The sequence below is a fragment of the Streptomyces sp. NPDC043876 genome (assembly GCF_056435825.1).
This window is the reverse complement of sequence record NZ_JBWKDV010000002.1, coordinates 431,093-456,036: the sequence shown is the minus strand read 5'-3', so window position 1 is coordinate 456,036 and position 24,944 is coordinate 431,093. Positions and strand designations below refer to the sequence as shown.

Sequence of the window (24,944 nt, the reverse complement as noted above, 5' to 3'; positions counted from 1 at the left end):
CCAGGGATACGGGCGCCAGCCGGGCGAAGCCCGGAGGGACGCGGAGGGGCAGCCGGGCGAAGCCCGGAGGAGCGCGGGGGGCAGCGGGCCCGGCCCGCGACCCAGGCTGGACGCCGGGTGCGGCTCGTGGACCCTCCGGGGGCGCCTCAAACGCCGACGGGGCTGGATTTGGCCGGGCTCAGCGCCACAGATGCGGGCGCGGACGGGGCGAAGCCCGGAGGGACGCCGAGGGGCCAGCGGGCTGGCGGGCCAGGCCCGTGAGCCCGGGCCCGGGAGGCCGAGCCCGGCCCGTCAGTCGACCAGGTCGCGGACCACCGCGTCGGCCAGGAGCCGCCCGCGGAGGGTGAGGACGGCCCGGCCCTCGCCGAAGGGCACGGGCTCCAGGAGCCCGTCCGCCAGCGCCCGCCCCGCCGCGGCGCGCCCGGCCGCGGCCAGCAGGGACAGCGGCACGCCCCCCACCAGCCGCAGCTCCAGCAGGATCCGCTCGACCCGCCGGTCCTCGTCGGAGAGCCGCTCCCGCCCCGCCCCGGGCGACCGCCCCGCGGCCAGCGCGGCCGCGTACGCCCCCGGATGCTTCACGTTCCACCACCGCACCCCGCCCACGTGCGAGTGCGCCCCCGGCCCCGCGCCCCACCAGTCGGCCCCGCGCCAGTACAGCTCGTTGTGCAGGCAGCGCCCGGCCTCGGTGGTGGCCCAGTTCGACACCTCGTACCAGTGGTAGCCGGCCTCCGCCATGACGGCGTCCGCGATCAGGTAGCGGTCGGCGTGCACGTCGTCGTCGGTCATCGGGACCTCGCCCCGGCGGATCCGGCGGGCCAGCTGCGTGCCCTCCTCGACGATTAGGGCGTAGGCGCTGATGTGGTCGGGACCGGCGCCGAGCGCGGCGGCGAGCGTGGCCCGCCAGTCGTCGTCGGACTCCCCGGGGGTGCCGTAGATCAGGTCGAGGTTGACGTGCTCGAAGCCCGCCGCCCGCGCCTCCGCGACGCACGCCTCGGGGCGCCCGGGGGTGTGCGTGCGGTCCAGCACCTTCAGGACGTGCTGCTTGGCGCTCTGCATGCCGAAGGAGACGCGGTTGAAGCCGCCGGCCCGCAGTTCGGCCAGGTACGCCGCATCGACCGAATCCGGATTGGCCTCGGTGGTGATCTCGGCGTCCTCGGCCAGGCCGAACTCGTCCCGGATCGCCGCGAGCATCCGGACCAGGTCGGCGGCCGGCAGGAGCGTGGGCGTACCGCCGCCGACGAAGACCGTGCGGACGGCCCGCGGGTCGTCGCCGAGCACCTTGCGGGCGAGGCGCACCTCGTCGATGAGGGTGTCGGCGTAGTTCTCGCGGGAGGCGAGGACCCCGCCGGTGCCGCGCAGCTCGGTGGCGGTGTAGGTGTTGAAGTCGCAGTAGCCGCAGCGCGTGGCGCAGTACGGGACGTGCAGGTAGAACCCGAGCGGCCGGTCCGCCGCACCCGCCAGGGCGTGCGACGGCAGCGAGCCGTCTTCGGGCATGGGTTCCCCGTCGGGGAGGGCGGAAGGCATGCCCCCATTGTCCCGCACGCCGCCCCGCACGCCCGCCGCGGTCGGCGCTGCGTGCGGGACGGCCCGGTCCGGGGCCCGTCAGGCCTCGTTCGCGCCCGCGTACATCTCGTCGATGAGCGCCTTGAACTCGCGCTCGACGACCGGCCGCTTCAGCTTGAGGCTGGGCGTGAGGTCGCCGTGCTCGACGTCGAGGTCGCGCGGCAGGAGCCGGAAGGTCTTGACCGTCTGCCAGCGCTGGAGGCCCTCGTTGAGGGTCTGTACGTACGTCTCCACCAGCCGGTTGGTCTCGGGCGCGGCGACGACTTCGGCGTACGTCTTGCCCTCCAGCCCGTTCTCGGCGGCCCAGCCGAGGATGGCGGGGCCGTCGAGGGCGATGAGCGCGGAGCAGAAGTTCCGGTCGGCGCCGTGGACGACGATGTTGGAGACGTAGGGGCAGATCGCCTTGAAGCGGCCCTCGACCTCGGCGGGAGCGACGTACTTGCCGCCCGAGGTCTTGATCAGGTCCTTCTTGCGGTCGGTGATGCGCAGGTAGCCGTCCGCGGACAGCTCGCCGATGTCGCCGGTGTGCAGCCAGCCGTCCGCTTCGAGGACCTCGGCGGTCTTCTCGGGCTGGTTGTGGTAGCCCTCCATGATCCCGGGGCCGCGCAGCAGGATCTCGCCGTCGTCGGCGATGCGGACCTCGGTGCCGGGGAGCGGCTTGCCGACGGTGCCGGTGCGGTAGGCCTCGCCGGGGTTGACGAAGCTGGCAGCGCTGGACTCCGTCAGGCCGTAGCCCTCCAGGATGTTGATGCCGGCGCCGGAGAAGAAGTAGGCGATCTCGGGGGCGAGGGCCGCGGAGCCGGAGACGGCGGCGCGCAGGTGGCCGCCGAAGGCGTCGCGGAGCTTGGCGTAGACGAGCGCGTCGGCGACCCGGTGCTTGGCGGTGAGGGCGAGGGGGGCCTTGGCGTGGCCGGTGCGGCGGAAGTTGTCCTGGGTGACCTTGGCGTATTCGCGGGCCACGGCGACCGACCACTTGAAGATCTTGTACTTGGCACCGCCGCCGGCCCTGGCCTTGGCCGCGACCCCGTTGTACACCTTCTCGAAGATGCGGGGGACGGCCGCCATGTAGGTGGGCTGGACGATCGGCAGGTTCTCGATGATCTTGTCGATCCGGCCGTCGACGGCGGTGACGTGCCCGACCTCGATCTGGCCCGAGGTCAGCACCTTGCCGAAGACGTGCGCGAGCGGCAGCCACAGGTACTGGACGTCGTCCGCGGAGATCATGCCGGTGGCCACGGTGGCCTTGGCCATGTACGACCAGTTGTCGTGCGGCAGCCGCACGCCCTTGGGGCGGCCCGTGGTGCCCGAGGTGTAGATGAGGGTGGCGAGCTGGTCGGCGGTGATCGCCGCGATCCGCTCGCGGACGGCCTCGGGGTGCTTGGCGAGGTGCTCGGCGCCGCGCGCTTCGAGGTCGGCGAGGGAGAGCACCCAGCCGTCCGGGTCCCCGTCGGCCGCGATCGCGTCGGCGGCGTTCAGCACGATGACGTGCGCCAGGCTCGGCAGGTCGGCGCGGTGCGCGCGGGCCTTGGCGAGCTGGGCGGCGTCCTCGGCGATCAGCACCCGGCTGTCGGAGTCGGCCAGGATGAACGCCGACTCCTCGCCGTTGGTGCTGGGGTAGATGGTGGTGGTCGCGGCTCCGGCGCACATGACGCCGAGGTCGGCGAGGATCCACTCGACGCGGGTGCTGGAGGCGAGGGCGACGCGCTCCTCGGGCCGCACCCCGAGGGTGACGAGGCCCGCGGCGATGGCGAAGACCCGTTCGGCCGCCTGGCCCCAGCTGAGCGACTTCCACTCGTCCGGGCCCTGGCCGGGGGCGGCGATGACCGGGTAGCGGTAGGCCTCGCCGTTCGGAGTCGCGGCGACGCGCTCAAGGAAGAGGGCCGCCACGGTGGGCGGGCGGTTCTCGATCATGGTCTGTGTGTCGCTCACGACATCCTCCGGACCGGTCCACGCGGCTAGGGCGTGAAGACGTGGGGACTGGCGGGTTTCTTGTGACTGGCGAGTAACCAACGAGCAGTGATCAGAGTAGATGGCCGCCCCACCCACGCGTAAGGGTCGGCAGGCGGCCGGTTCATAACGAAACGGGCCCCCGCGCGTGTGCGCGGGGACCCGTTCCGGTGACGCGGGGCGGCGGGGGGCGGGGCCGCGTCCCGGCCCTCCCCCGGCACGCCGCGGGGCACGTTCCGGCCTGCGGCTACTTCTTCTTGCCGCCGGACTCGTCGCTGGACAGCACGGCGATGAAGGCCTCCTGGGGGACCTCCACGGAGCCGACCATCTTCATCCGCTTCTTGCCTTCCTTCTGCTTCTCCAGCAGCTTCCGCTTACGGGAGATGTCACCGCCGTAGCACTTGGCGAGGACGTCCTTGCGGATGGCGCGAATCGTCTCGCGGGCGATGACCCGGGAACCGATGGCGGCCTGGATCGGGATCTCGAAGGCCTGCCGCGGGATGAGCTCGCGCAGCTTGGCGACCAAGCGCACGCCGTAGGCGTAGGCGGCGTCCTTGTGCGTGACGGCGGAGAAGGCGTCGACCTTGTCGCCGTGCAGCAGGATGTCGACCTTGACCAGGCCCGAGGCCTGCTCGCCGGTGGGCTCGTAGTCGAGGGAGGCGTAACCGCGCGTCTTGGACTTCAACTGGTCGAAGAAGTCGAAGACGATCTCCGCGAGGGGCAGCGTGTAGCGGATCTCGACGCGGTCCTCGGACAGGTAGTCCATCCCCAGGAGGGTGCCGCGGCGCTGCTGGCACAGCTCCATGATCGCGCCGATGAACTCGGAGGGCGCGAGCAGGGTGGCGCGGACGACCGGCTCGTACACGTCCGAGATCTTGCCCTCGGGGAACTCGCTCGGGTTGGTGACGGTGACTTCCTTGCCGTCCTCCATGACGACCCGGTAGACCACGTTCGGCGCGGTGGCGATCAGGTCCAGGCCGAACTCGCGCTCCAGGCGCTCGCGCACCACGTCGAGGTGGAGCAGGCCGAGGAAGCCGACGCGGAAGCCGAAGCCGAGGGCCGCCGAGGTCTCCGGCTCGTAGACCAGCGCGGCGTCGTTGAGCTGCAGCTTGTCGAGGGCCTCGCGCAGGTCCGGGTAGTCCGAACCGTCGAGCGGGTAGAGGCCGGAGAAGACCATCGGGCGCGGGTCCTTGTAGCCGCCCAGGGCCTCGGTCGCGCCGTTGTGCAGGCTGGTGATGGTGTCACCGACCTTGGACTGACGGACGTCCTTCACGCCGGTGATGATGTAGCCCACCTCGCCGACGCCGATGCCGTCGGCCGGGGTCATCTCCGGGGAGGAGACACCGATCTCCAGCAGCTCGTGGGTGGCGCCGGTGGACATCATCCGGATGCGCTCGCGCTTGTTGAGCTGTCCGTCGACCACACGGACGTACGTGACCACGCCGCGGTACGAGTCGTAGACCGAGTCGAAGATCATCGCGCGGGCCGGGGCGTCCTTGGGGCCGACGGGGGCCGGAACGGTGGCGACGATCTTGTCGAGCAGCACGTCCACGCCGAGACCGGTCTTCGCCGAGACGCGCAGGACGTCCTCGGGCTGGCAGCCGACCAGGTTCGCGAGCTCCTCGGCGAACTTCTCCGGCTGGGCGGCCGGCAGGTCGATCTTGTTCAGGACCGGGACGATCGCGAGGTCCTTCTCCATCGCCAGGTACAGGTTGGCGAGGGTCTGCGCCTCGATGCCCTGGGCGGCGTCCACGAGGAGGATCGTCCCCTCGCAGGCGGCCAGCGAGCGGGAGACCTCGTAGGTGAAGTCGACGTGACCGGGGGTGTCGATCATGTTCAGGATGTGCGTGCTGCCCTGGTCGTCCCCCGTGGTGGGGGCCCAGGGCAGACGGACCGCCTGCGACTTGATCGTGATGCCGCGCTCACGCTCGATGTCCATGCGGTCGAGGTACTGGGCACGCATCTGCCGCGAGTCGACGACGCCGGTGAGCTGGAGCATCCTGTCGGCGAGGGTCGACTTGCCATGGTCGATGTGCGCGATGATGCAGAAATTGCGGATCAGCGCCGGGTCGGTACGGCTCGGCTCGGGCACGTGGCTGGGGATCGCGGGCACGCAGTGTCCTGATTCTCGGGTCGCAGTCGGAAGCGTGGTCGGGAGCGGAAGTCGGTTCTCGTCGCCTTCGTCGGCGCGATGTCGGATCCATACGCAGACTCCCATGGTCCCATGGCCGGGGCAGTGCGGCCGGTTTGGGCCGGTCGGAGCGCGGCTGGTAGCCTGGGCAGCTGTGTGTCGCATGCCCTCTCAGCAGACGGCACACAATCCGAAGATCAAACTCTGAACCTGAAAAGGCTCTTTCGTGGCGAACATCAAGTCCCAGATCAAGCGGAACAAGACCAACGAGAAGGCGCGCCTGCGTAACAAGGCCGTCAAGTCGTCGCTCAAGACCGCGATCCGCAAGGCCCGCGAGGCCGCCGCCGCCGGTGACGTCGAGAAGGCCACCGTGGCTTCTCGCGCCGCTTCGCGTGCGCTCGACAAGGCTGTCTCGAAGGGTGTCATCCACAAGAACGCCGCCGCCAACAAGAAGTCGGCGCTGGCTCTCAAGGTTGCCGCCCTGCAGGGCTGAGCTTTCTGATGTGAACGCCGGAACGGAACCAGCGGGCCCTCTCTCCCGCTCCTGACCGGCACCCCGCGCCGCACACGGCCTGCGTTCGCCACGCGGGTGCGGCGCACACCAGCAGTACGCAGTACCAGCACCACCCGAAGGCCCCGGTCGCCCCCCTTCCCCAGGGGAGCGACCGGGGCCTTCGCACGTGCGGGCGGGCCTCCGACCCCAGCAGGCCGAACCCAGCCCGGCCGGGACCGGCGAACCTCAGCCCCACCGGACGAACCCAGCCCCGCCGGACGAACTCAGCCCCGCCGGCGTTTGAGGCGCCGCCGGAGGCCCGGGCGACCGATCGGCCGAACTCAGCCCAGCCCAAGACACGGGCGAACTCGGCCCGGCCGGACGAACTCAGCCTCGCCGGCGTTTGAGGCGCCGCCGGAGGCAGGGAGGGCCGAGGGCCACCCGCAGGGCACAGCGGCGGGGCCGAAGTGCGGGCCGGAGCCGGGCCCGGGGGCAGCACGGACCGGGGGCAGCCCAAGACCGGGGCCACGGGCGAGGGCAGCCCGGGATCGGGGCCACGGGCCGGGGGCGGGCCGCGCCCGGGGGCAGCGGGACAGGGGCGGCGCGCCCGGGGTCAGCGGGTCGGCTGGTGGGGGCGGGCGGCGCGGGCCACCGCTACGACCGCCTTCTCCAGCGCGTACGCCGCGTCATCGCCCCCGCCCTTCACACCCGCATCGGCCTGCGCCACAGCCCGCAGCGCCTCCGAGACGCCGTCCGCGGACCAGCCCCGCATCTGCTGCCGGACCCGGTCGATCTTCCACGGCGGCATGCCGAGGTCACGGGCCAGGTCGCCGGGCCGGGCCCCGCGGGGGGCCGACGCCAGTTTGCCGATGGCCCGCACCGCCTGGGCCAGGGCACTGGTGATCAGCACCGGCGCCACCCCCGTGGACAGGGACCAGCGGAGGGCTTCGAGCGCCTCGGCCGCACGGCCCTCGACCGCCCGGTCCGCGACGGTGAAGCTGGAGGCCTCCGCCCGGCCGGTGTAGTAGCGGCCGACCACGGCCTCGTCGATGGTGCCCTCGACGTCCGCGCACAGCTGGGCCGCCGCGCTCGCCAGCTCCCGCAGGTCGCTGCCGATGGCGTCGACCAGGGTCTGGCACGCCTCCGGCGTGGCCGACCGGCCCAGCGTCCGGAACTCGCCCCGCACGAAGGACAGCCGGTCCGCGGCCTTCGTCATCTTCGGGCAGGCGATCTCCCGGGCACCCGCCTTGCGGGCCGCGTCCAGCAGGCCCTTGCCCTTGGCGCCCCCCGCGTGGAGGAGGACGAGGGCGATGTCCTCGTAGGGCGCGTCGAGGTACGCCTTGACTTCCTTGATCGTGTCCGCGGACAGGTCCTGCGCGTTGCGCACGACCAGGACCTTGCGCTCGGAGAAGAGCGAGGGGCTGGTCAGCTCGGCCAGCGTGCCGGGCTGGAGCTGCTCGGACGCGAGGTCGCGCACGTCGGTGTCGGCGTCGGCGGCCCGGGCGGCCGCCACCACCTCCCGCACCACGCGGTCGAGGAGCAGGTCCTCCTGGCCCACCGCGAGGGTGAGCGGGGCGAGCGGATCGTCGGTTGAGTTCTTCCTGGTGGCCATCGCCTCCAGCATCCCACGCCGTACTGACAGCACCCCGCCCCGCATACCGGAGAATGATCCGGTGAACGTGCGACATGTACTGGTCCTGCCCGACCGCGACGCCGCCGACGAGGTGGCCCGGGAGCTGGTCGACCGCTTCGGCCTGCCCGAGGAACCGCAGCTGGTCCGCGACGCCCTGGCCGGCGAGGACGACGCCGAGGACGCCCAGTGGCTCGTGGTCGTGGAGGACCCGAAGGAACTCCTGGACACCGCCGCCCTGGACGACCTCGCCGCCGATCACGACGGCTGGCTGGAAGCCCCTTAGCCGCGCCCCCAGCCCGCGCCGCGGGGCTCCCGTGCTCCTGCGGTCCGTCAGGCCTTGTGGATGATCTGGACGTCCAGCGCGACCTCCACGCTCATGCCGACCGCCGCGATGCCGTGCGCCAGTATCGACTGCCAGTTCAGGGTGAAGTCCTCGCGGTGCAGCTCGGCCGTCGCCCGGCAGGCCGCCCGGGTCTCGCCCTCCATGCCCGTGCCCACGCCCAGGTACTGGGCGTCCAGGGTGACCGAGCGGCTGACGCCGTGCAGGGTCAGGGCTCCCGCGACGGCCCAGCGGCTGCCGCTGCGGTGGATGAACCGCTCGCTGTAGAACTCCACCGTCGGGTGGCGCTGCGCGTCCAGGAAGTCCGCGGAGCGCAGGTGGTCGTCGCGCAGCCGGACCCCGGTGTCGATGCTCGCCGCGTCCATGATCACGTGCATGGAGGAGTCCTCCATGCGGTCGGCTATCCGCACCGCCCCGGCGAAGGTGTTGAACCGGCCGTGGATCCTGGCCATCCCGATGTGCCGGGCCGTGAAGCCGATGGAGGAGTGGGAGGGGTCCAGCTCCCAGTGCCCGGGCTTCGGCAGCAGCGGCGGCTCGACCGCCGCGAGCACGATCTCCGCCCCGCCGTGCTGCGTGCCGTCCCCGATGGTCGTCGCCCCCAGGTAGGGCGCGTACCCCTCGGCCGTGACGGCCAGCCGGTACTCCCCCTCCGGCACCGCGGCGACGAATCCGCCGTAGGGGTCGGTCTCCCCGCTGACGATCCGTCGGCCGATCGGATCGGTGACCTCGAACCGGGCCTGGCGGACCGGCTGGTGGACGGCGTCGAGCACCCGGCAACTGAGCAGACCCGCCATCGGCGGCAGCGTCAGCGTCGCGGATCCGGGCGGGCTGGAACCCGCACCCGTCTCCATACCCCGTCGGCGACTGAACATGGTTGATGCACCCCCGTGCGCTGTGTGAACTTAAGTGGTCGTGAATCGGTCTGGCGGAAACGCATTCGATCACGCTGTCGAGTTGGGAGCAAACAGAACGGTCACACCCCCTGCCGGTCCCGGGACGCCTCCGCCTCCCGCGCCGGCGACCGGCCGGAAATGCACGTAGCCCGGAGCCCGATCCCGTGACCGCCACCGCCCCGTCGGCATCGGTGCGCAGGACGGCCGCCCCCGCCGCCCGCAGCCGCGCGAGCGTCACCGGCGCCGGGTGACCGTAGCGGTTGTGCGCCCCGACCGGAACGATCGCGATGCGGGCGGCGATCCCCGCCTGCAGCGCGAAGTCCTGGTGCGCGGAGCCGTGGTGGGCCACTTTCAGGACGTCCACGGGCCCCCACCGGGGACGGTCCCTCAGCAACCGGCCCTGCGAGGCCGGTTCGAGGTCGCCGAGCAGGAGCAGCCGCAGCCCGCCGCTGTCGACCAGCAGGGCCACGCTCGCGTCGTTGGGACCCTCGGGCGCCGGTCCCGCTCCCGGCCCGGCGGGCGGCGGCCAGAGCACCTCCCAGGCCAGCGGCCCGATCCGGCGCCGCTCCCCCGCGCGGGCCACCTCCACCGCGATGCCCGCGGCGGCCGCGGTCCGCCGGACGAACTCGGCCTGGCCCGGCGGCTGCGCCAGCGTGGTGGTCTGGATCAGGCCGACGGCCCGCCCGCGCAGTACTCCGGCCAGCCCGCCCACGTGGTCCGCGTGAAAGTGCGTCAGGAGCAGCAGCGGTACCCGCCGCACCCCCAGGGCCCGCAGGCACGCGTCCACCGGCCCCGGATCCGGACCGGTGTCCACGACCACCGCGGTGCCCGGCCCGGCGGCCAGCACGCCCGCGTCCCCCTGGCCCACCGCGCACTGCACGTACCGCCACCCCGGCGGCGGCCAGCCGGTGAGGGTCCGGGTGAGCTGCGGGGGCCGCAGCAGGGCGAGGAGCAGGAGCAGGGCCGTCGCCGCGCAGGCCCAGCGGTACCGGCCCAGGCGCGCCGCCAGCCCTACGGCGCCCAGGGTGACCAAGGCCAGCAACAGGCCGCCACCGATCCCGCCGGGCCAGGACAGCTCCGCCCCGGGCAGCCCCGCCCCCGTCCGGGCGACGGCGGCGATCCACCCGGCGGGCACCCCGGCGCACCAGGCAAGCACCCGCGCCCCGGCCGGCCACACCGGGGCCACGGCGAGCGCGCCGAAGCCCAGCACCGTCGCGGGACCGGCGGCCAGCTCGGCCAGCAGATTGCACGGGACCGCCACCAGGCTCACCCGGGCCGCGAGCACCGCCACCACCGGCGAACACACCGCCTGCGCGGCCGCGGCGGCGCCCAGCGCCTCGGCGAGCCGGAACGGCACCCCGCGCCCGCGCAGGGCCTCGCTCCACCGGGGCGCCAGCGTCAGCAGGGCGCCCGTGGCCAGTACCGAGAGCAGGAAGCCGTAGCTCCGCGCCAGCCAGGGGTCGTACAGCACGAGCAGCACCACGGCGGCGGCCAGGGCGGGGATCAGGGATCTGCGCCGCCCGGTGGCGAGGGCCAGCAGGGTGACCGCCCCGCACGCCGCGGCCCGCAGCACGCTGGGCTCGGGTCGGCACACGACCACGAAGGCCAGGGTGAGCGCCGCCCCGCCCAGCGCCGTGCCGCGCAGCGAGAGCCCGAGCCGGGGAGCCAGCCCGCGCCGCTCGGCCTGTTGCGCGGTGCTCGCGGGGCCGATCAGCAGGAACAGGACGACGGTGAGGTTGGACCCGGACACCGCCAGCAGGTGCAGCAGGTCGGTGGCGCGGAAGGCGTCGTGCAGATCGGGCGCCACCCGCGAGGTGTCCCCCACCACCAGCCCCGGCAACAGCGCCCGCGGATCGGGCGCGAGCCCGTCGGTGGCCGCGCGCAGCCCGGCCCGCAACCGCCCCGCGACCCGTTGCGCGAGATCCGGGCCCCCGATCAGCACGGGCCGGGCGTCCTCCACCGGGCGCAGCAGCGCCACCGCCCGCTCCCCCGCGCGCCCCGGAGCCAGCCGGACCACGGCCCGCACCCGGGTCGACGGCAGCAGCCCGGCCCAGCCGGGGTGTCCCGCCATGACCCGGACGGGGCTCTCCACCCGTGTCCGCCTCCCCTCGGGGTCCGTCACCCGGGTCACTTCGGCGTCCAGCATCAGCACGGGCGGTCCCGCCCCGGACGCGGCCCGCCGGGGGTCCGAAGCGACCGTCAGCTCCGCGGTAACCAGGGCGTGCTGCCGCGCGAGCCCGGCCACCGGACCGGAGCGGTCCCCGGCCCGCTCCAGGGCGGCCACGGCGGCTCCGGCGGCGGCGCACAGCAGGACCGCGGCTACGGCCACCCCCGCGGCCCACCGGGGTTCGCCCCGGCGGCACGCCACCAGTACGAGCACCCCCGCACCCGCCACCGCCAGCCCCACCCCGCAGGCCGTCCACAGGGCCGGTGCCTCCAGCGCGAGCGCCGCCGCCCCCCACACACCGAGGGCCGGCCCCACGAGCCGCAGGTCCACCACGGCCGGCCGGCGGCCCGGCGAACGGGCCACCGACCCGCCCGGGACCAGGCCCGACACCTCGCCCGGCACCTCGCCCGGCGGCCCGTTCGCCCCGGTCACGGCCGGACCAAGGGGCGCAGATCGGCGAACCGTCGTTCCCCGATGCCGTTGACCTGGCGGAGTTCCTCCACGGAACGGAAACCACCGCGCACGGTGCGGTAGTCGACGATGTGCCGGGCCAGCACGGGCCCGACGCCGGGAAGTCCGTCCAACTGCTCGACCGTGGCGGTGGCGAGGCTCACCGGAGCCGTCCCGGCACCGGCGGAACCGCCCCCGCCGCCCCCTCCCGGCACGCCCCCGACCGGCGCGGGTGGCGCCGGGACACCGACCAGCACCTGTTCGCCGTCCACCAGGATCCGCGCCCGGTTCAGCCCGGAGAGGTCCGTACCCGGCCGCGCGCCCCCGGCGGCGGCCAGCGCGTCCTCGACCCGCGACCCGGCGGGCAGCCGCCGGATCCCCGGGTCCCGGACCTTTCCGCTGACGTCCACCACGATCCGCGGCCCGCCGGACGGAGCTGCGGGCACCGGCCCCGCCGCGACCCCGCCCGGGGAGGCGAACGCGGGAAACGGGGTGGACGCGGCCCCCGCCGGAGTCAGCGGCGGAGCGTCGACGGCGGGCGCGGTCACCGGCTTCGGCCCGGCCGACCAGTACTGCTGTCCGGCGAACCCCACGGCCGCCACCAGCACCACCGCGACGGCGCCGAGGGTCTTCGGCTCCAGCCCGCACCGCGTCTGCACCCACACCGGCATCCGCTCCCGCACCCCGAGCGCCCACCCGACCCGATCCGCTCGCGGCCCGACCGGACCCACACCCTCAGGACCACCAGCACCACCAGCACCAGCACCAGCACCAACGGAGTCGACACCGGAGCTGACCCCGGAGCCGCCCTCCACCCCGCCGTCCGGCGGGGCCTCCCGCGCACCCCCGGAGCCGTTCAGCAGGGCGTCCGCCCGGCGGCGCAGCGCCGGGGAGACCGGAGCGGCCCCCCGACGGCCCGCACGGCCGTCAGAGGCACGGAACCGGCCGCCGGCAGTGCGGGACCGGCCGTCGGAGGAGTAGGGGCGGCCCGGGCCACTGGTGGCTCGGGAGGTCGGTGCGGTACGCGTACGAAGAGTCATGCGAACGACGGTAGGGACGAATCCGCCGCTCGGTTCGGAGCCTTCGATTCCGGTGGACGGCAGCCCCGTTGTGGACAACTCCGTCACCCGTGAGGGGGAAGCGGGACCCGTCGGCGCGGGTCAGCGCGGCGAGACGACCGCCGCCAGCAGCCCCGGCCCGGTGTGTGCGCCGATCACCGCGCCGACCTCGCTGACGTGCAGTTCCACCAGCCCGGGGACGCGCTCGCGGAGCCGTTCCGCCAGCTTCTGGGCACGCTCCGGGGCCGAGAGGTGGTGCACCGCGATGTCCACGGCCCCCGAGCCGGCGCGCTCCACCGCCAGCTCTTCCAGGCGGGCGATGGCCTTGGACGCCGTACGCACCTTCTCCAGCATCTCGATGCGGCCGCCCTCCAGCGTGAGCAGCGGCTTGACGGCGAGCGCCGAGCCGAAGAGGGCCTGGGCCGCGCCGATGCGGCCGCCGCGGCGCAGGTAGTCCAGGGTGTCGACGTAGAAGTACGCCGACATGCCCGCCGCGCGCTTCTCCGCGGCGGCCACGGTCTCGTCGAGGGAGCCGCCCGCGTCGGCGACCTCGGCGGCCGCGAGCGCGCAGAAGCCGAGGGCCATGGCGACCATGCCCGTGTCGACCACCCGCACGGGCACGGGCGCCGTCCGCGCCGCCACCACGGCGGCGTCGTAGGTCCCGGAGAACTCGGCGGAGAGGTGCAGGCTCACGATGGCGCTCGCACCGGCGTCCGCGGCCGCTTGGTAGGCCCGTACGAACTCTTCCGGGCCGGGCCGGGAGGTGGTGACCGACCGGCGCTTCTGGAGGGCCAGGGCGAGGCTGCGGGCCGAGATTTCCGTGCCCTCTTCGAGGGCCTCGTCACCGAGGACCACGGTGAGGGGCACGGCGGTGATTCCGTGCCGCGCCATCGCCTGTTGGGGCAGGTAGGCCGTGGAATCGGTGATGATCGCGACATGGCGGGACATGAGCCGGAGGGTACCGCCAGCGGGCCGCGTCCGGCAGCCCGGTCCGGCGGTGGCCCGCCCCGCCGCCTGTCCGGACCACCGGCCAAAGGCGTCCGGCGTCCGGCGCCCGCACGCGACGCGGCACGGCCTTACGAGCCCTGCGAGTCGGGCCGGTCGGGCCGGCCGCGCCTCGACCCGGGCACGAACCCCCGTCGAGCCCGTCTCAGGTGGTCGTCCGAAATGGTCGTCCGAAGTGGTCGTCTCAGGTCGTCGTCTCAGGCCGCGCGGCCTTGTCCCACGGGTAGGACGCCCGCCGCGCGGACTTCGGCAGCGCCGCCGCCGGCCCCTGCGCCCGCGGCGCGTCCGGAGCGGCGGAAGGCGAAGGGGCCGACCCGGTGGGCGGCTCGGCCGCCCAGCCCGCGAGGTCGTCCACCGACGGGCGGGACCAGTCCCGCAGCGCTCCGGACTCGACCTCGATCTGCGCCGACAGCACGCTCAGGTCGTCCTCGGCGAACCGCCGGGCCCGGTCGCGCGCGGCCCAGCGCAGCGAATCCGACCCCTGGGTGACCTGGCCGACGCGTTCCCGCAGGTCCGGCAGGCGCTCGGCGATCCGCTTCTTGTCCGGTTCCTGTTCGAGCCGCTTCAGCTCGTCGTCCAGCTCGTGCCCGTGGGCGCTGAGCCGTTCGAACAGGGCGATCGACTCCTTCAGCGAGGCGTCCGTCTGCACGCCCTGGTAGAGGGCCTGCTGCGTGGACCTCATCGACATCCGCAGGTCCAGCCGCATCTGGGCGAGCGCCCCCGCCACCCCGACCTGGCCGAAGCTGCGCGCCTTCAGGCTGGTGTCCTCCACCGTCCGCCGCGCCTGCGTGATCGTCCGGTCGACGCCGCGCTTCGCCGCACCGACCACCTTCACGGTGACCCACACACCCAGTCCCAGGGTGAACAGCACCATCAGGGCCATGATGATCAACGCGGCCTCCATGAGGTTCCCTTTCCCCTGAAACGAGTGAAACGAATGCGGCGGCCGGAGCCGGTACTTCTCCGCCCTCCCACCGTAAACGCCGCGGGCAGGCCAGGGGTTCCAATCGAACCCCCAACCTGCCCGTACGGGATGACCCCTAGACCGGGACCGCATGTTCCCGGTCTGCCAGCGGCCGACCTCAGATGACGATGTTCACCAGCTTCGGCGCCCGCACGATCACCTTGCGGATCTCGGCCCCGCCCAGCGCCTCGACGACGCCCGCGTCGGTCACCGCCAGCTGCTCCAGGTCCGCGTCCGAGATCGTCGGCGGCACCTCCAGGCGGGCCTTGACCTTGCCCTTGACCTGCACGACGCAGGTCACGCTCTCGTCCACGACGTACGCCGGGTCCGCGACCGGGAAGTCCTGGTGGACCACCGAGTCCGAGTGGCCCAGCCGGTGCCACAGCTCCTCCGCGATGTGCGGGGCCAGCGGCGCGACCAGCAGCACCAGCCGCTCGGCGACCGAGCGCTCCAGCGGGCGGCCCGCCTTGGTCAGGGCGTTGTTCAGCTCGGTGATCTTCGCGATCGCCGTGTTGAACCGCAGCCCCGCCAGGTCGGCGCCCGCGCCGTCGATCGCCTTGTGCAGCACGCGCAGCGTGTCCTCGGCCGGCTCGGCGTCGACCACGGTGACCGCGCCCGTCTCCTCGTCGACGATGTTGCGCCACAGGCGCTGCAGCAGCCGGTACTGGCCGACCACCGCGCGGGTGTCCCAAGGACGCGAGACGTCCAGCGGGCCCATCGCCATCTCGTACAGGCGCAGCGTGTCCGCGCCGTACTCCTCGCAGATCTCGTCGGGCGTGACGGCGTTCTTCAGGGACTTGCCCATCTTGCCCAGCTCGCGCTTGACCGGCTCGCCCTCGAAGAAGAACTTGCCGTCGCGCTCCTCGACCTCGGTGGCGGAGACCGGGAAGCCGCGCGCGTCACGGTAGACGTACGCCTGGATCATGCCCTGGTTGTACAGCTTGTGGAACGGCTCGACCGAGGACACGTGGCCCAGGTCGAACAGCACCTTCGACCAGAAGCGCGCGTACAGCAGGTGCAGCACCGCGTGCTCGGCGCCGCCGACGTACAGGTCGACGCCGCCGTGCGGCTGGCCCTCGCGCGGGCCCATCCAGTACTGCTCGACGGCCGGGTCGACCAGGGCCTCGGAGTTGTCCGGGTCCAGGTAGCGCAGCTCGTACCAGCAGGAACCGGCCCAGTTCGGCATGGTGTTGGTCTCGCGGCGGTAGCGCCGGACGCCGTCGCCCCGGCCCAGGTCCAGCTCGACCTCGACCCAGTCCGCCTTGCGCGACAGCGGGGTCTCCGGCTTGCTGGTCGCGTCGTCCGCCTCGAAGGTGCGCGGCGAGTAGTCCTCGACCTCGGGCAGTTCCAGCGGCAGCATCGATTCGGGCAGCGCGTGCGCGACGCCGTCCTCGTCGTAGACGATCGGGAAGGGCTCGCCCCAGTAGCGCTGGCGGCTGAACAGCCAGTCGCGCAGCCGGAAGTTGACCGTGCCCTCGCCGATGCCGCGCTCGGCCAGCCAGTCGGTGATCTTCGCCTTGGCGTCGACGACGCCCAGGCCGTCCAGGGACACGCCCTCGCCCGTGGAGTTCACCACGGCGGCGTCGTAGGAGACGAAGGCGTCGTCCCACTCCGCCGGGTCGGTGCCGCGCCCGTCCGAGGGCTGCACGACGCAGCGCATCGGCAGCTCGAAGGCGCGCGCGAAGGCGAAGTCGCGGCTGTCGTGCGCCGGGACGGCCATGATCGCGCCGGTGCCGTAGCCCATCAGCACGTAGTCGGCGATGAAGACCGGGACCTGGTCGCCGCTGACCGGGTTGACCGCGTAGGCGCCGGTGAAGACGCCGGTCTTCTCCTTGGCGTCCGCCTGCCGCTCGACGTCCGACTTGGACGCGGCCTGCTTGCGGTACGCGTTGACCGCCTCGGCGGGGGTGGCGTGGCCGCCGGTCCACACCGGGTGGGTGCCCTCGGGCCACGCGGCCGGGACGATGGAGCCGACCAGCTCGTGCTCGGGCGCCAGCACCATGTAGGTGGCGCCGAACAGCGTGTCGGGGCGGGTCGTGAAGACGGTGATCGCGCCGGCGCCGCCGACGGCGAAGTCGACCCGCGCGCCTTCGCTGCGGCCGATCCAGTTGCGCTGCTGGAGCTTGATGGCCTCGGGCCAGTCCAGCGCGTCCAGGTCGTCCAGCAGGCGGTCCGCGTAGGCGGTGATCCGCATGTTCCACTGGCTCAGCTTGGCCTTGAAGACGGGGAAGTTGCCGCGCTCGGACCGGCCGTCGGCGGTGACCTCCTCGTTGGCCAGGACGGTGCCCAGGCCCGGGCACCAGTTCACGGGCGCGTCCGAGGCGTACGCCAGGCGGTACTCGTTCAATACGTCGGCCCGCTCGCCGGCGGTCAGCGCGGCCCAGGAGCGGCCGCCCGGCACCTCGCGGGAGCCGTCCTCGAAGGCGGCGACCAGTTCGTCGATCGGGCGGGCCGTCTTCGCCTCGGTGTCGTACCAGGAGTTGTAGATCTGCAGGAAGATCCACTGGGTCCACTTGTAGTAGGCCGGGTCGATCGTGGCGAAGGAACGGCGCTTGTCGTGGCCCAGGCCGAGGCGGCGCAGCTGGACCTTCATGTTCTCGATGTTCGCCTCGGTCGACACGCGCGGGTGCGTGCCGGTCTGCACGGCGTACTGCTCGGCGGGCAGGCCGAAGGCGTCGAAGCCCAGCGTGTGCAGCACGTTGTGGCCGGTCATCCGCTGGTGACGGGCGAAGACGTCGGTGGCGATGTACCCGAGCGGGTGGCCGACGTGCAGGCCCGCGCCGGAGGGGTACGGGAACATGTCCATGATGAACTTCTTGGGGCGCGCCACCACGGCCGGGTCCCCGGCGAGGTCACCGGTCGGGTTCGGGGCCTCGTAGGTCCCCTCCGCGTCCCATACGTCCTGCCAGCGTGCCTCGATGTCGGCGGCCATGGCAGCCGTGTAGCGGTGCGCCTCGGCCGCCTCGGGGGCCGTGGTGTTCGTCTCGCTCATGATTTCTGAAGCTCCATCGATCGTCTCTGCCGTCTCTGCCTGCCCAAACGAAAAAACCCCTCGCACAGGAGGGGGCGCCGCGCCGATGCCGACCGTCTCGCAGGTCGGCGCTCTTCAGCGCGGCTCGGTAAGCAGAAGGCGTACGGCACGCATGGCGTCAGGGTACCGCAGCGGCCCCGACGCCCGCTCGGCCGTCCGGCGGGCCGGGCACGACGAGAAGCGGGCCACCCGATCCGGGTGACCCGCTTCTCTTCACTGTGGAGCTATGGAGAATTGAACTCCAGACCTCCTGCATGCCATGCAGGCGCTCTACCAACTGAGCTATAGCCCCTCGATGCTGCTCTGTACTGCCCGTCGCCCCGGTGTTCCTCGCGGTTTCCCTTGGCGACGTCCCAAACATTACACGGTGATGGCCCTGGTCCAAAAATCGGTTTCGGCCGGGTTCCGGAGCCGCCCGGTCCGCCCGTCCAGGGCCTCGGTCCGCACCTGCGTCACACCCCCGTCACGCCTGCCCCGCGCCCGCGGGTCAGGCTCGCGCGAACTGGTAGAACCGCTTGAGCGTGCAGTGCTCGTCGAGCAGCCGGCCGTAGATCGGCTCCCCTTCGAGTTCCCGGTACGTCTCGATCGGGTCGCCCTTTATGATCAGCGCCCGCGCGCACTCTTCGCACCAGTACTGGTAGTCGGGGTTGACCGGGTCCATGTCCCGCACGATCGGCGTGCCGTTGTTGCACCAGTCGCACCGGCGCCGGTGTGCACCCATCCGTCAGCGACTCCCTCCCGCCCGGGGCCGCCCTCTCCCCTCCGGCCGTCCGATTCTGCCATGCCGTTGGCGGGCGGGGCAGCCGGGACAAAAGCAAGGATCCCGCCCCCTGTTGGGGACGGGATCCTGATTGTGGAGCTATGGAGAATTGAACTCCAGACCTCCTGCATGCCATGCAGGCGCTCTACCAACTGAGCTATAGCCCCGCTCTCCGCCGCGCTCCCCCCGTTTCCGGTGTTCCGCGCTGCGAACAAGAAGAACTCTAGCCTGCGACCCGCCCGAAAGTGAAATCCGGGTCTGCGGGCCGCCGGGAGCAACGTCAGACGTCGTCGCCGAGCACCGGTTCCGGCAGCGTGCCGGCGTTGTGCTCCAGCAGCCGCCAGCCCCGCGCGCCCTCACCGAGCACGGACCAGCAGCAGTTGGAGAGCCCGCCGAGGCCCTCCCAGTAGTGCGCTTCCAGACCGAGCAGACGGCCGATGGTGGTGCGGATCGTGCCGCCGTGGCTGACCACGACCAGCGTGCCGCCCTCGGACAGTCGGTCCACGTGCTTGAGGACCACGGGAGCCGCCCGGTCGGCGACCTCCGTCTCCAGTTCGCCGCCGCCGCGCCGCACGGCCTCGCCGCGCTTCCACGCCGCGTACTGCTCGCCGTACTTCCCGAGGATCTCCTCGTGCGTCAGGCCCTGCCAGGCGCCGGCGTACGTCTCGCGCAGCGCGGCGTCGTGCTCGACGGGCAGACCCGTGACGTCGGCCAGCTCCGCGGCGGTCGCGGCGGCCCGCTTGAGGTCGGAGGCGACGATGGCCTCGGGCCCCAGCGAGGCCAGCAGCCGGGCGGCGCGGCGCGCCTGCGCCACACCACCCTCGGTCAGCTCGATGTCCGTGGAGCCCTGGAAGCGGCGCTCCAGGTTCCAGGCGGTCTGGCCGTGGCGCCACAGGACGATCTTGCGGCCGGTCTTCTTGTCTCCGCCGGTGCCGGCGCCCGCGCCGGTGTCGATCGCGCTCAGAACAGATCACCGTCCAGGTCCTCGTCGCCCTGCGCGGCACGCAGTGCGGCGTGCTCCTCGGCCTTGCCCTTGGTGAGCTTGGCGTCCTCGGGCAGGTCGATCTCGGGGCAGTCCTTCCACAGGCGCTCCAGCGCGTAGAAGACGCGCTCCTCGCTGTGCTGCACGTGGACGACGATGTCGATGTAGTCGAGCAGGATCCAGCGGGCGTCGCGGTCGCCCTCGCGGCGCACCGGCTTGGCGCCCAGCTCCTTCTGGAGCTTCTCCTCGATCTCGTCGACGATCGACTTGACCTGGCGGTCGTTGGGCGCCGAAGCGAGCAGGAAGGCGTCGGTGATCGACAGCACATCGCTGACGTCGTACGCGATGATGTCGTGCGCGAGCCGGTCGGCCGCGGCCTGGGCGGCGGCGGTGATGAGCTCGATGGAGCGGTCCGTGGCGGTCACTGGCCATGCTTTCGGGTCGGCGGGCAGATCCTTACAAGGGTCTCATGTACCGCCGACACCGCCCGCGCCAAAGCCGTGGCGCGGGCGTAAATGCCGGTCAGGGGCGTGATCGGCGGCGCGATCGGGGGTCCGCCGCGGCCGATCAGGGGGCCTTGTAGTCCTTGCCCAGGGTGACCACGACGTCGGCGTTCACCGCGTTCTCGGCCTTCTTGACCACCGTTTCGGGCAGCCCCAGCGTCTTGGAGACGTCGATCGCCTTCGGCCGCTGGGCGTCGTCCTGGTAGGTGATCTGCGAGGTGCTCAGGGCCGTCGCGGCCTTGCCGCCGTCCACGAAGCCGTAGCCGGCGTTCTGCAGCGCCGCCTTCGCCGCGAGCTGGGTCTTGTCGCTGCCGGTGGCGTCGCGCAGGCCCACCCGCGGGGCCGTGCCGGGTGCCGGGGCGGTCAGGGTGCCGCCGAGGACCTCCTTGACCACGGTCTTGTTGGCTTCGTCGGTCAGGGCGCCGTCGGCCTTCACCGGGAGCACGTCGGTGCGGTAGTCGCCGACCTTGGCGTGCTCGGCGAGCTTGGCCAGGGAGCTGCCGAGAGCCTTCTCGTTCAGCGAGGGGTCCAGGATCTGGGCGAGCGTCTCCACGGTGACCGTGGCGGCCGCCGGGTCGCTGGGGATCTTGCGCAGCACGGCGTAGAGGACCTTGCCGAAGCGCTCCAGCTGCTTGGCCTCCGGTTCGCCCTGCGCCCGGTAGGTGGCGTAGGCGACGGCCATGGGCCCGCTCAGGGTCTGCTTGGCGCCCTGGGCGACGGCCGGGGTCTTGGCCTTGTCGTCGGCGGGGACGGCTGCGTCCGTGTCCACCTCGATCCCGCTCTCCAGCTCGACGAGCCGCTCCAGGAAGGGCGTGTCCAGCCGCCAGGTGCCGCCGATGCGGGTGCCGAGCATGGTGTCGAGGGCCTCTCGGGTGCCGCCGAGACCGTCCTCCTGCACGGAGGTGGCGAGGGGGGTGGAGGTGCCGTCGTCCTTGGGCACGACGAGGGTGTTGGGGAGCAGGACGGTGGCGCCGCGCTTGGTGGTGACGTTGTCGACCAGGAGGGCCGTGGAGGTGCCGCCCCGCTTGGTGTTGTGCAGGTGGACGACGATCATGTCGCGCTTCTGCGGCCCGGTGGCGGCCGCGGCGCCCTTCGGCTTCGACGACGCGTGCAGGAAGGGCAGCTCGTCCGCCCACCAGAGGTAGCCGAGGCCGCCCACGACGAACAGGGCGAGCACGACGATCAGCGCGACCACCCGGTTCTTGCCCCGGCGGCGGGCCTCCTCGCGGCGCTCGGTGCGGCTCTCGGTGAACTTGAGCCAGTCGATGACGTCCTCGGAGTCCTCGTCCGGCTGGTCGATGAAGGCGAACTGCGCGGTGTGGTAGCCGTCGGCGTCGGCCCGGCGCGGTTCGGGCACCTGCGCGGATCCGGGCGCCGCGGCCCGCTCGGGCTCCGGTTCGGGGGCCGGCTGCTGCGCGGGGGCGCTCTGCTGCGGGATCCACTGCTGCGTCTGCTGTTGCTGCTGCTGCGGCTGTTGTTGCTGCTGCTGCGGGTAGTAGTACTGCTGTTGCTGCGGGTCGTAGCCCTGGTAGTCGTACGGCTGGACCGGCTGCTGGTACTGCTGCTGGTCGTACGCGGGCGGTTGCTGCTGCTGAGCGGGCACCGGGCCGTACACCGGCTGCCCGTACGCGTCGTAGCCGAGGAGCTGCTGCTCCTGGGCGGCGTACGGGTCGTACGGCTCCTGTCGGTCGTTCACCGCGGGGCCCCTCTCTGCGGAAGCGGAAGCTCAGGCTCCCCGGTACAGCTCACGCTTGTCGATATAGCGCACGACACCGTCCGGTACCAAGTACCAGACGGGGTCGCCCTGGACCACCCTCGCACGGCAGTCCGTGGACGAGATCGCCAGCGCGGGCACCTCGACCAGGGACACCCCGCCCTTGGGCAGGCCGTCGTCGGTGAGCACGTGCCCCGGCCGGGTCACGCCGATGAAGTGGGCGAGGGCGAACAGCTCCTCGGCATCGCGCCAGGTGAGGATCTGCGCGAGGGCGTCGGCGCCCGTGATGAAGAAGAGGTCCGCGTCGTCGTTCAGCGCGCGCAGGTCCCGCAGGGTGTCGATCGTGTACGTCGGACCGCCGCGGTCGATGTCGATGCGGCTCACCGAGAACTGCGGGTTCGACGCCGTCGCGATGACCGTCATCAGGTAGCGGTCCTCGGCGGCCGAAACGGCCCACTGGGACTTCTGCCACGGTTCGCCCGTCGGCACGAAGATCACCTCGTCGAGGTGGAAAAGGGCGGCCACCTCGCTGGCGGCCACCAGGTGTCCGTGGTGGATCGGGTCGAATGTGCCGCCCATCACCCCGAGCCGGCGCTTGACCGGGCCGGTAGGCATTTCCTGCTCTCCCATGAGCGCAGAGCCTACTGGCCCGGTGGCGCGACCAGGACCCCGGAATCGAGCACTTGCGCGACGGGCCGCGCGCGGGTCCCGGGGACCGGCTGGGGGGCGACTAGCGGTCGCGGTTCAGGCGCGTGGTCACCCAGAGCATCAGCAGCAGCAGGAAGAAGGCGCCGCCGCCGGTCAGGTAGGGGTTGAGGCTGTCGTGGCTGCCGCCGTGCTCACCGGCGCCCTCCGAGGCGAGCAGGACCAGGTCGTGGGCGGTGGACTGGAGGCTCATCAGGCTGGTTACCTATCGAGTCGGGGAGCGGGCGGAGACTTCCCTCACATCGTATGCGGGGCCCCGGGGCACGCTCACGCCGACTCAGGCGTTGGAGACGATGGACGCACGGCACAGAGCTGGACCGAGGGGGAAGCGCGATGACAGACGGCACGTCGTTCGAGAAGGCACCGGCCCGGGACCGCAGGAGGTTCCCCGGCATCTCGTCGCGGGCGTACGAGCACCCGGCGGACCGCTCGGCCCTCGTGGCCCTGCGCAGACTGAGCGGTTTCGACACCGTCTTCAAGGCCCTCAGCGGGCTCCTGCCGGAGCGCAGCCTGCGGCTGCTGTTCCTGTCGGACTCGGTGCGGGTGGGCGAGACCCAGTTCCCGCACCTGCACGCGATGCTGCTCGACGCCTGCTACGTCCTGGACCTGGAGAAGGTCCCGCAGATGTACGTCCAGCAGGACCCCAAGCCCAATGCCATGTGCATCGGGCTGGACGAGCCGATCATCGTGGTCACCACGGCCCTCGTCGAGCTGCTGGACGAGGAGGAGATGCGGGCCGTCGTGGGGCACGAGGTGGGTCACGCCCTGTCGGGGCACTCGGTGTACCGCACGATCCTGCTGTTCCTGACGAATCTGGCGCTGAAGGTGGCGTGGATCCCGCTGGGCAATGTGGCGGTCATGGCGATCGTCACGGCGCTGCGCGAGTGGTTCCGCAAGTCCGAGCTGTCGGCGGACCGGGCCGGGCTGCTGGTCGGGCAGGACGTCCAGGCCTCGATGCGCGGTCTGATGAAGATCGCGGGCGGCAACCACCTGCACGAGATGAACGTGGACGCCTTCCTCGCCCAGGCCGAGGAGTACGACGCGAGCGGGGACCTGCGCGACTCCGTCCTGAAGATCCTCAACGTCCTGCCGCGGACCCATCCCTTCACCACCGTGCGGGCCGCGGAGCTGAAGAAGTGGGCCGAGAGCCGCGACTTCCAGCGGATCATGGCCGGTCACTACCCGCGCCGCGAGGAGGACAAGGACACCTCGGTGACGGACTCCTTCCGCCAGTCCGCGGCTCATTACGCCGACGCGGTGCGCACCAGCAAGGACCCGCTGATGAAGCTGGTCGGCGACATCGCGGGCGGTGCGGGCGACCTGGGCGGGATGCTGCGGGACAAGTTCACCGGCGCCGGCGCCGGCGCTCCTGGTCCGCGGGGTGACGGCGGGGACACCGGCGAGGGCGGCGCCCCGGGCAGGGGCGGGGCTACGGACCGGGGCTGACCGCGGGGCCGGCGGTCGGCGGCGGGGCGAGGACCCCGCAGAGGCCGGAGGTGCGTCGCGGCCTGCCCCCGGCGTACGGGTCGGTCGCGGCCGGGCCCACCGTGGTCGCGGCCGCCCCCGCGAGCAGCGGGCGGAATCCGGTGGCCGGGTCGGCGGAGCAGGCCTGCGGCCCGGCCATCACGTAGGCCGACAGCAGCTCCACCCGGTGGGCCACCAGGTCCTCGCGGTCGAAGCGCATGCGCAGTTCGCGCCGGACCGTGAAGAGGGAGGCGCTGTCGAGGCCGGGTCCGGCCTGGGCCGCGCGGACGGTGTAGGCGAAGGTGTGGTCGGTGGTGACCTCCAGGACGTCCGGCGTCACCTCCTCGAAGTGCAGGGTGCCGTTCACCCGGACGCGGGAGTCGGCGAGCACCGCGGTGGCCGGGTCGAAGCGGACCAGCCAGCCGGTGGCCGCGTGCTGCCCGTCCCCGCTGGGGGCGGTCATGCTGCGGTCGAACTGCGCCAGCAGGTCGGGGTCCAGCAGGACCCGCACCGGCCGGGAGGCGGCGCCGCCCAGCACGTCCGGGTCGAGCGAGGACTGGACGAGGTAGTCCTTGGCGGTGGCCAGGGCGGTCAGCACCTGGGGCTCGCTGAAGTGATCGGTGCGGCGCACCGCCGGGAGGGTGATGCCGGCCGCGCCGACCCGGTAGGAGGCGGCCGGGCCGTTCGCGTACAGGTCGGCGGGCTTGCCGCCGGGGACGGTCGTGGTCGGGGCCAGCGGCACGACGGTGGCGGTGAGTGGCTGGGCGCGTCCCGGGGGCGGGGGCACGTACGGATTGCTCAGGCCCAGGTAGACGGCCACGCCGAAGGCCGTGGCGATCAGCAGCACCAGCAGCAGCCCCTGGCGGGCGGCGCGGCCCGGGGCGCCGGTGGGCGGCCGGGGCGCGCCGGAGGACCACATGGAGCGGCTGCGCACGGCCCTGGCGTGCTCGCCCATGCGTTCCTCGGCGGAGAACTCCTGGAGCCGGGCAGCCCGGACGAAGTCCTCGTCGAACACCACCGACCGGTATTCGTCCGGCCGGTACTCGTCCTCGCCACCGCCGACGCCCTCGGGGGTGCCGTCGGGTGGGTCTCCTGGCACGGCCATCGCTTCTCCCCGCTGTCCCCGCTTCAGAGAAGCCCC

The 24,944-nt window shown here is 72.7% G+C and carries 19 protein-coding genes, 2 tRNA genes and 1 pseudogene; 3 read left to right on the top strand and 19 right to left on the bottom strand.

The genetic code is table 11. From position 1 onward, the window contains the following. Window positions 1–291: 291 nt before the first annotated feature. The 3 genes from hemW to lepA all read right to left on the bottom strand — a co-directional run bounded on the left by hemW (window position 292) and on the right by lepA (window position 5,623). Entirely contained in the window at window positions 292–1,524 is a 1,233-nt protein-coding gene (hemW, locus tag AC0693_RS07155) for a radical SAM family heme chaperone HemW (protein WP_478801188.1), read from the bottom strand. A 78-nt stretch (window positions 1,525–1,602) separates the two neighbouring features. Next, on the bottom strand, window positions 1,603–3,492 hold the full coding sequence (locus AC0693_RS07150) for an AMP-dependent synthetase/ligase (protein ID WP_468463303.1): 1,890 nt from the start codon (window positions 3,490–3,492) through the stop codon (window positions 1,603–1,605). A 265-nt stretch (window positions 3,493–3,757) separates the two neighbouring features. After that, the gene (gene lepA, locus AC0693_RS07145) at window positions 3,758–5,623 is read right to left on the bottom strand and encodes a translation elongation factor 4 (RefSeq protein ID WP_356410677.1); all 1,866 of its coding nucleotides are present in this window, start codon (window positions 5,621–5,623) and stop codon (window positions 3,758–3,760) included. Window positions 5,624–5,867: 244 nt separating this feature from the next. On the opposite strand from lepA, the gene rpsT reads away from it, so the two are divergent. Continuing rightward, complete coding sequence (gene rpsT / locus AC0693_RS07140) at window positions 5,868–6,134, top strand: 30S ribosomal protein S20 (RefSeq protein WP_356410674.1); 267 nt, start codon at window positions 5,868–5,870, stop codon at window positions 6,132–6,134. A 613-nt stretch (window positions 6,135–6,747) separates the two neighbouring features. On the opposite strand, the gene holA is transcribed toward rpsT, so the two are convergent. Further along, a complete protein-coding gene (gene holA, locus AC0693_RS07135) occupies window positions 6,748–7,746 on the bottom strand; it encodes a DNA polymerase III subunit delta (protein WP_469318551.1) in 999 nt (332 codons plus the stop codon). Window positions 7,747–7,807: 61 nt separating this feature from the next. Here holA and AC0693_RS07130 point away from each other — a divergent pair, with 61 nt between their 5' ends. Next, window positions 7,808–8,050: a hypothetical protein gene (locus AC0693_RS07130; protein ID WP_356410669.1), complete on the top strand. Its 243-nt coding sequence runs from the start codon at window positions 7,808–7,810 to the stop codon at window positions 8,048–8,050. A 47-nt stretch (window positions 8,051–8,097) separates the two neighbouring features. Here AC0693_RS07130 and AC0693_RS07125 read toward each other — a convergent pair whose 3' ends face one another. From AC0693_RS07125 to AC0693_RS07060, 14 genes and pseudogenes are all read right to left on the bottom strand, one after another. Next, window positions 8,098–8,958: a YceI family protein gene (locus AC0693_RS07125; protein WP_468463545.1), complete on the bottom strand. Its 861-nt coding sequence runs from the start codon at window positions 8,956–8,958 to the stop codon at window positions 8,098–8,100. A gap of 181 nt (window positions 8,959–9,139) precedes the next feature. Further along, window positions 9,140–11,569, bottom strand: a pseudogene (locus tag AC0693_RS07120) (ComEC/Rec2 family competence protein); the annotation flags it as partial. A gap of 26 nt (window positions 11,570–11,595) precedes the next feature. After that, window positions 11,596–12,657, bottom strand: coding sequence for a ComEA family DNA-binding protein (locus tag AC0693_RS07115; protein ID WP_478801187.1), 1,062 nt, complete (start codon window positions 12,655–12,657; stop codon window positions 11,596–11,598). 120 nt (window positions 12,658–12,777) lie between these two features. Then, window positions 12,778–13,623 carry a DegV family protein gene (locus AC0693_RS07110; RefSeq protein WP_469333876.1) on the bottom strand — a complete coding sequence of 282 codons (846 nt, stop codon included), beginning with the start codon at window positions 13,621–13,623 and terminating at the stop codon, window positions 12,778–12,780. Window positions 13,624–13,864: 241 nt separating this feature from the next. After that, complete coding sequence (locus AC0693_RS07105) at window positions 13,865–14,584, bottom strand: hypothetical protein (protein WP_478801186.1); 720 nt, start codon at window positions 14,582–14,584, stop codon at window positions 13,865–13,867. A 178-nt stretch (window positions 14,585–14,762) separates the two neighbouring features. Next, complete coding sequence (gene leuS, locus AC0693_RS07100) at window positions 14,763–17,636, bottom strand: leucine--tRNA ligase (protein WP_469318547.1); 2,874 nt, start codon at window positions 17,634–17,636, stop codon at window positions 14,763–14,765. A 258-nt stretch (window positions 17,637–17,894) separates the two neighbouring features. Continuing rightward, window positions 17,895–17,967: transfer RNA gene (locus AC0693_RS07095), tRNA-Ala, on the bottom strand. A gap of 195 nt (window positions 17,968–18,162) precedes the next feature. Continuing rightward, window positions 18,163–18,396 (bottom strand): hypothetical protein, encoded by a 234-nt coding sequence (locus AC0693_RS07090; protein WP_008738908.1) that lies wholly within the window; start codon window positions 18,394–18,396, stop codon window positions 18,163–18,165. Between the two features lie 133 nt (window positions 18,397–18,529). After that, a tRNA-Ala gene (locus AC0693_RS07085) sits at window positions 18,530–18,602 on the bottom strand. 113 nt (window positions 18,603–18,715) lie between these two features. Continuing rightward, window positions 18,716–19,399, bottom strand: a complete 684-nt coding sequence (locus AC0693_RS07080; RefSeq protein WP_478801355.1) for a histidine phosphatase family protein — start codon at window positions 19,397–19,399, stop codon at window positions 18,716–18,718. Beyond that, a complete protein-coding gene (gene rsfS, locus AC0693_RS07075) occupies window positions 19,396–19,842 on the bottom strand; it encodes a ribosome silencing factor (RefSeq protein WP_356410654.1) in 447 nt (148 codons plus the stop codon). Before rsfS ends, AC0693_RS07080 begins: the two co-directional genes overlap by 4 nt. Before the next feature lie 142 nt (window positions 19,843–19,984). Further along, the gene (locus AC0693_RS07070; RefSeq protein ID WP_478801185.1) at window positions 19,985–21,616 is read right to left on the bottom strand and encodes an LCP family protein; all 1,632 of its coding nucleotides are present in this window, start codon (window positions 21,614–21,616) and stop codon (window positions 19,985–19,987) included. 30 nt (window positions 21,617–21,646) lie between these two features. Continuing rightward, on the bottom strand, window positions 21,647–22,264 hold the full coding sequence (gene nadD / locus AC0693_RS07065; protein ID WP_356410648.1) for a nicotinate-nucleotide adenylyltransferase: 618 nt from the start codon (window positions 22,262–22,264) through the stop codon (window positions 21,647–21,649). 100 nt (window positions 22,265–22,364) lie between these two features. Then, window positions 22,365–22,532 (bottom strand): hypothetical protein, encoded by a 168-nt coding sequence (locus AC0693_RS07060; RefSeq protein WP_356410646.1) that lies wholly within the window; start codon window positions 22,530–22,532, stop codon window positions 22,365–22,367. A gap of 140 nt (window positions 22,533–22,672) precedes the next feature. On the opposite strand from AC0693_RS07060, the gene AC0693_RS07055 reads away from it, so the two are divergent. Continuing rightward, window positions 22,673–23,785 carry a M48 family metallopeptidase gene (locus tag AC0693_RS07055; RefSeq protein ID WP_356410643.1) on the top strand — a complete coding sequence of 371 codons (1,113 nt, stop codon included), beginning with the start codon at window positions 22,673–22,675 and terminating at the stop codon, window positions 23,783–23,785. Here the strand turns inward: AC0693_RS07055 and AC0693_RS07050 are convergent. Further along, on the bottom strand, window positions 23,769–24,908 hold the full coding sequence (locus tag AC0693_RS07050; protein ID WP_478801184.1) for an SCO2583 family membrane protein: 1,140 nt from the start codon (window positions 24,906–24,908) through the stop codon (window positions 23,769–23,771). The two genes, AC0693_RS07055 and AC0693_RS07050, sit on opposite strands and share 17 nt — an antisense overlap. Between the last annotated feature and the right edge of the window lie 36 nt (window positions 24,909–24,944).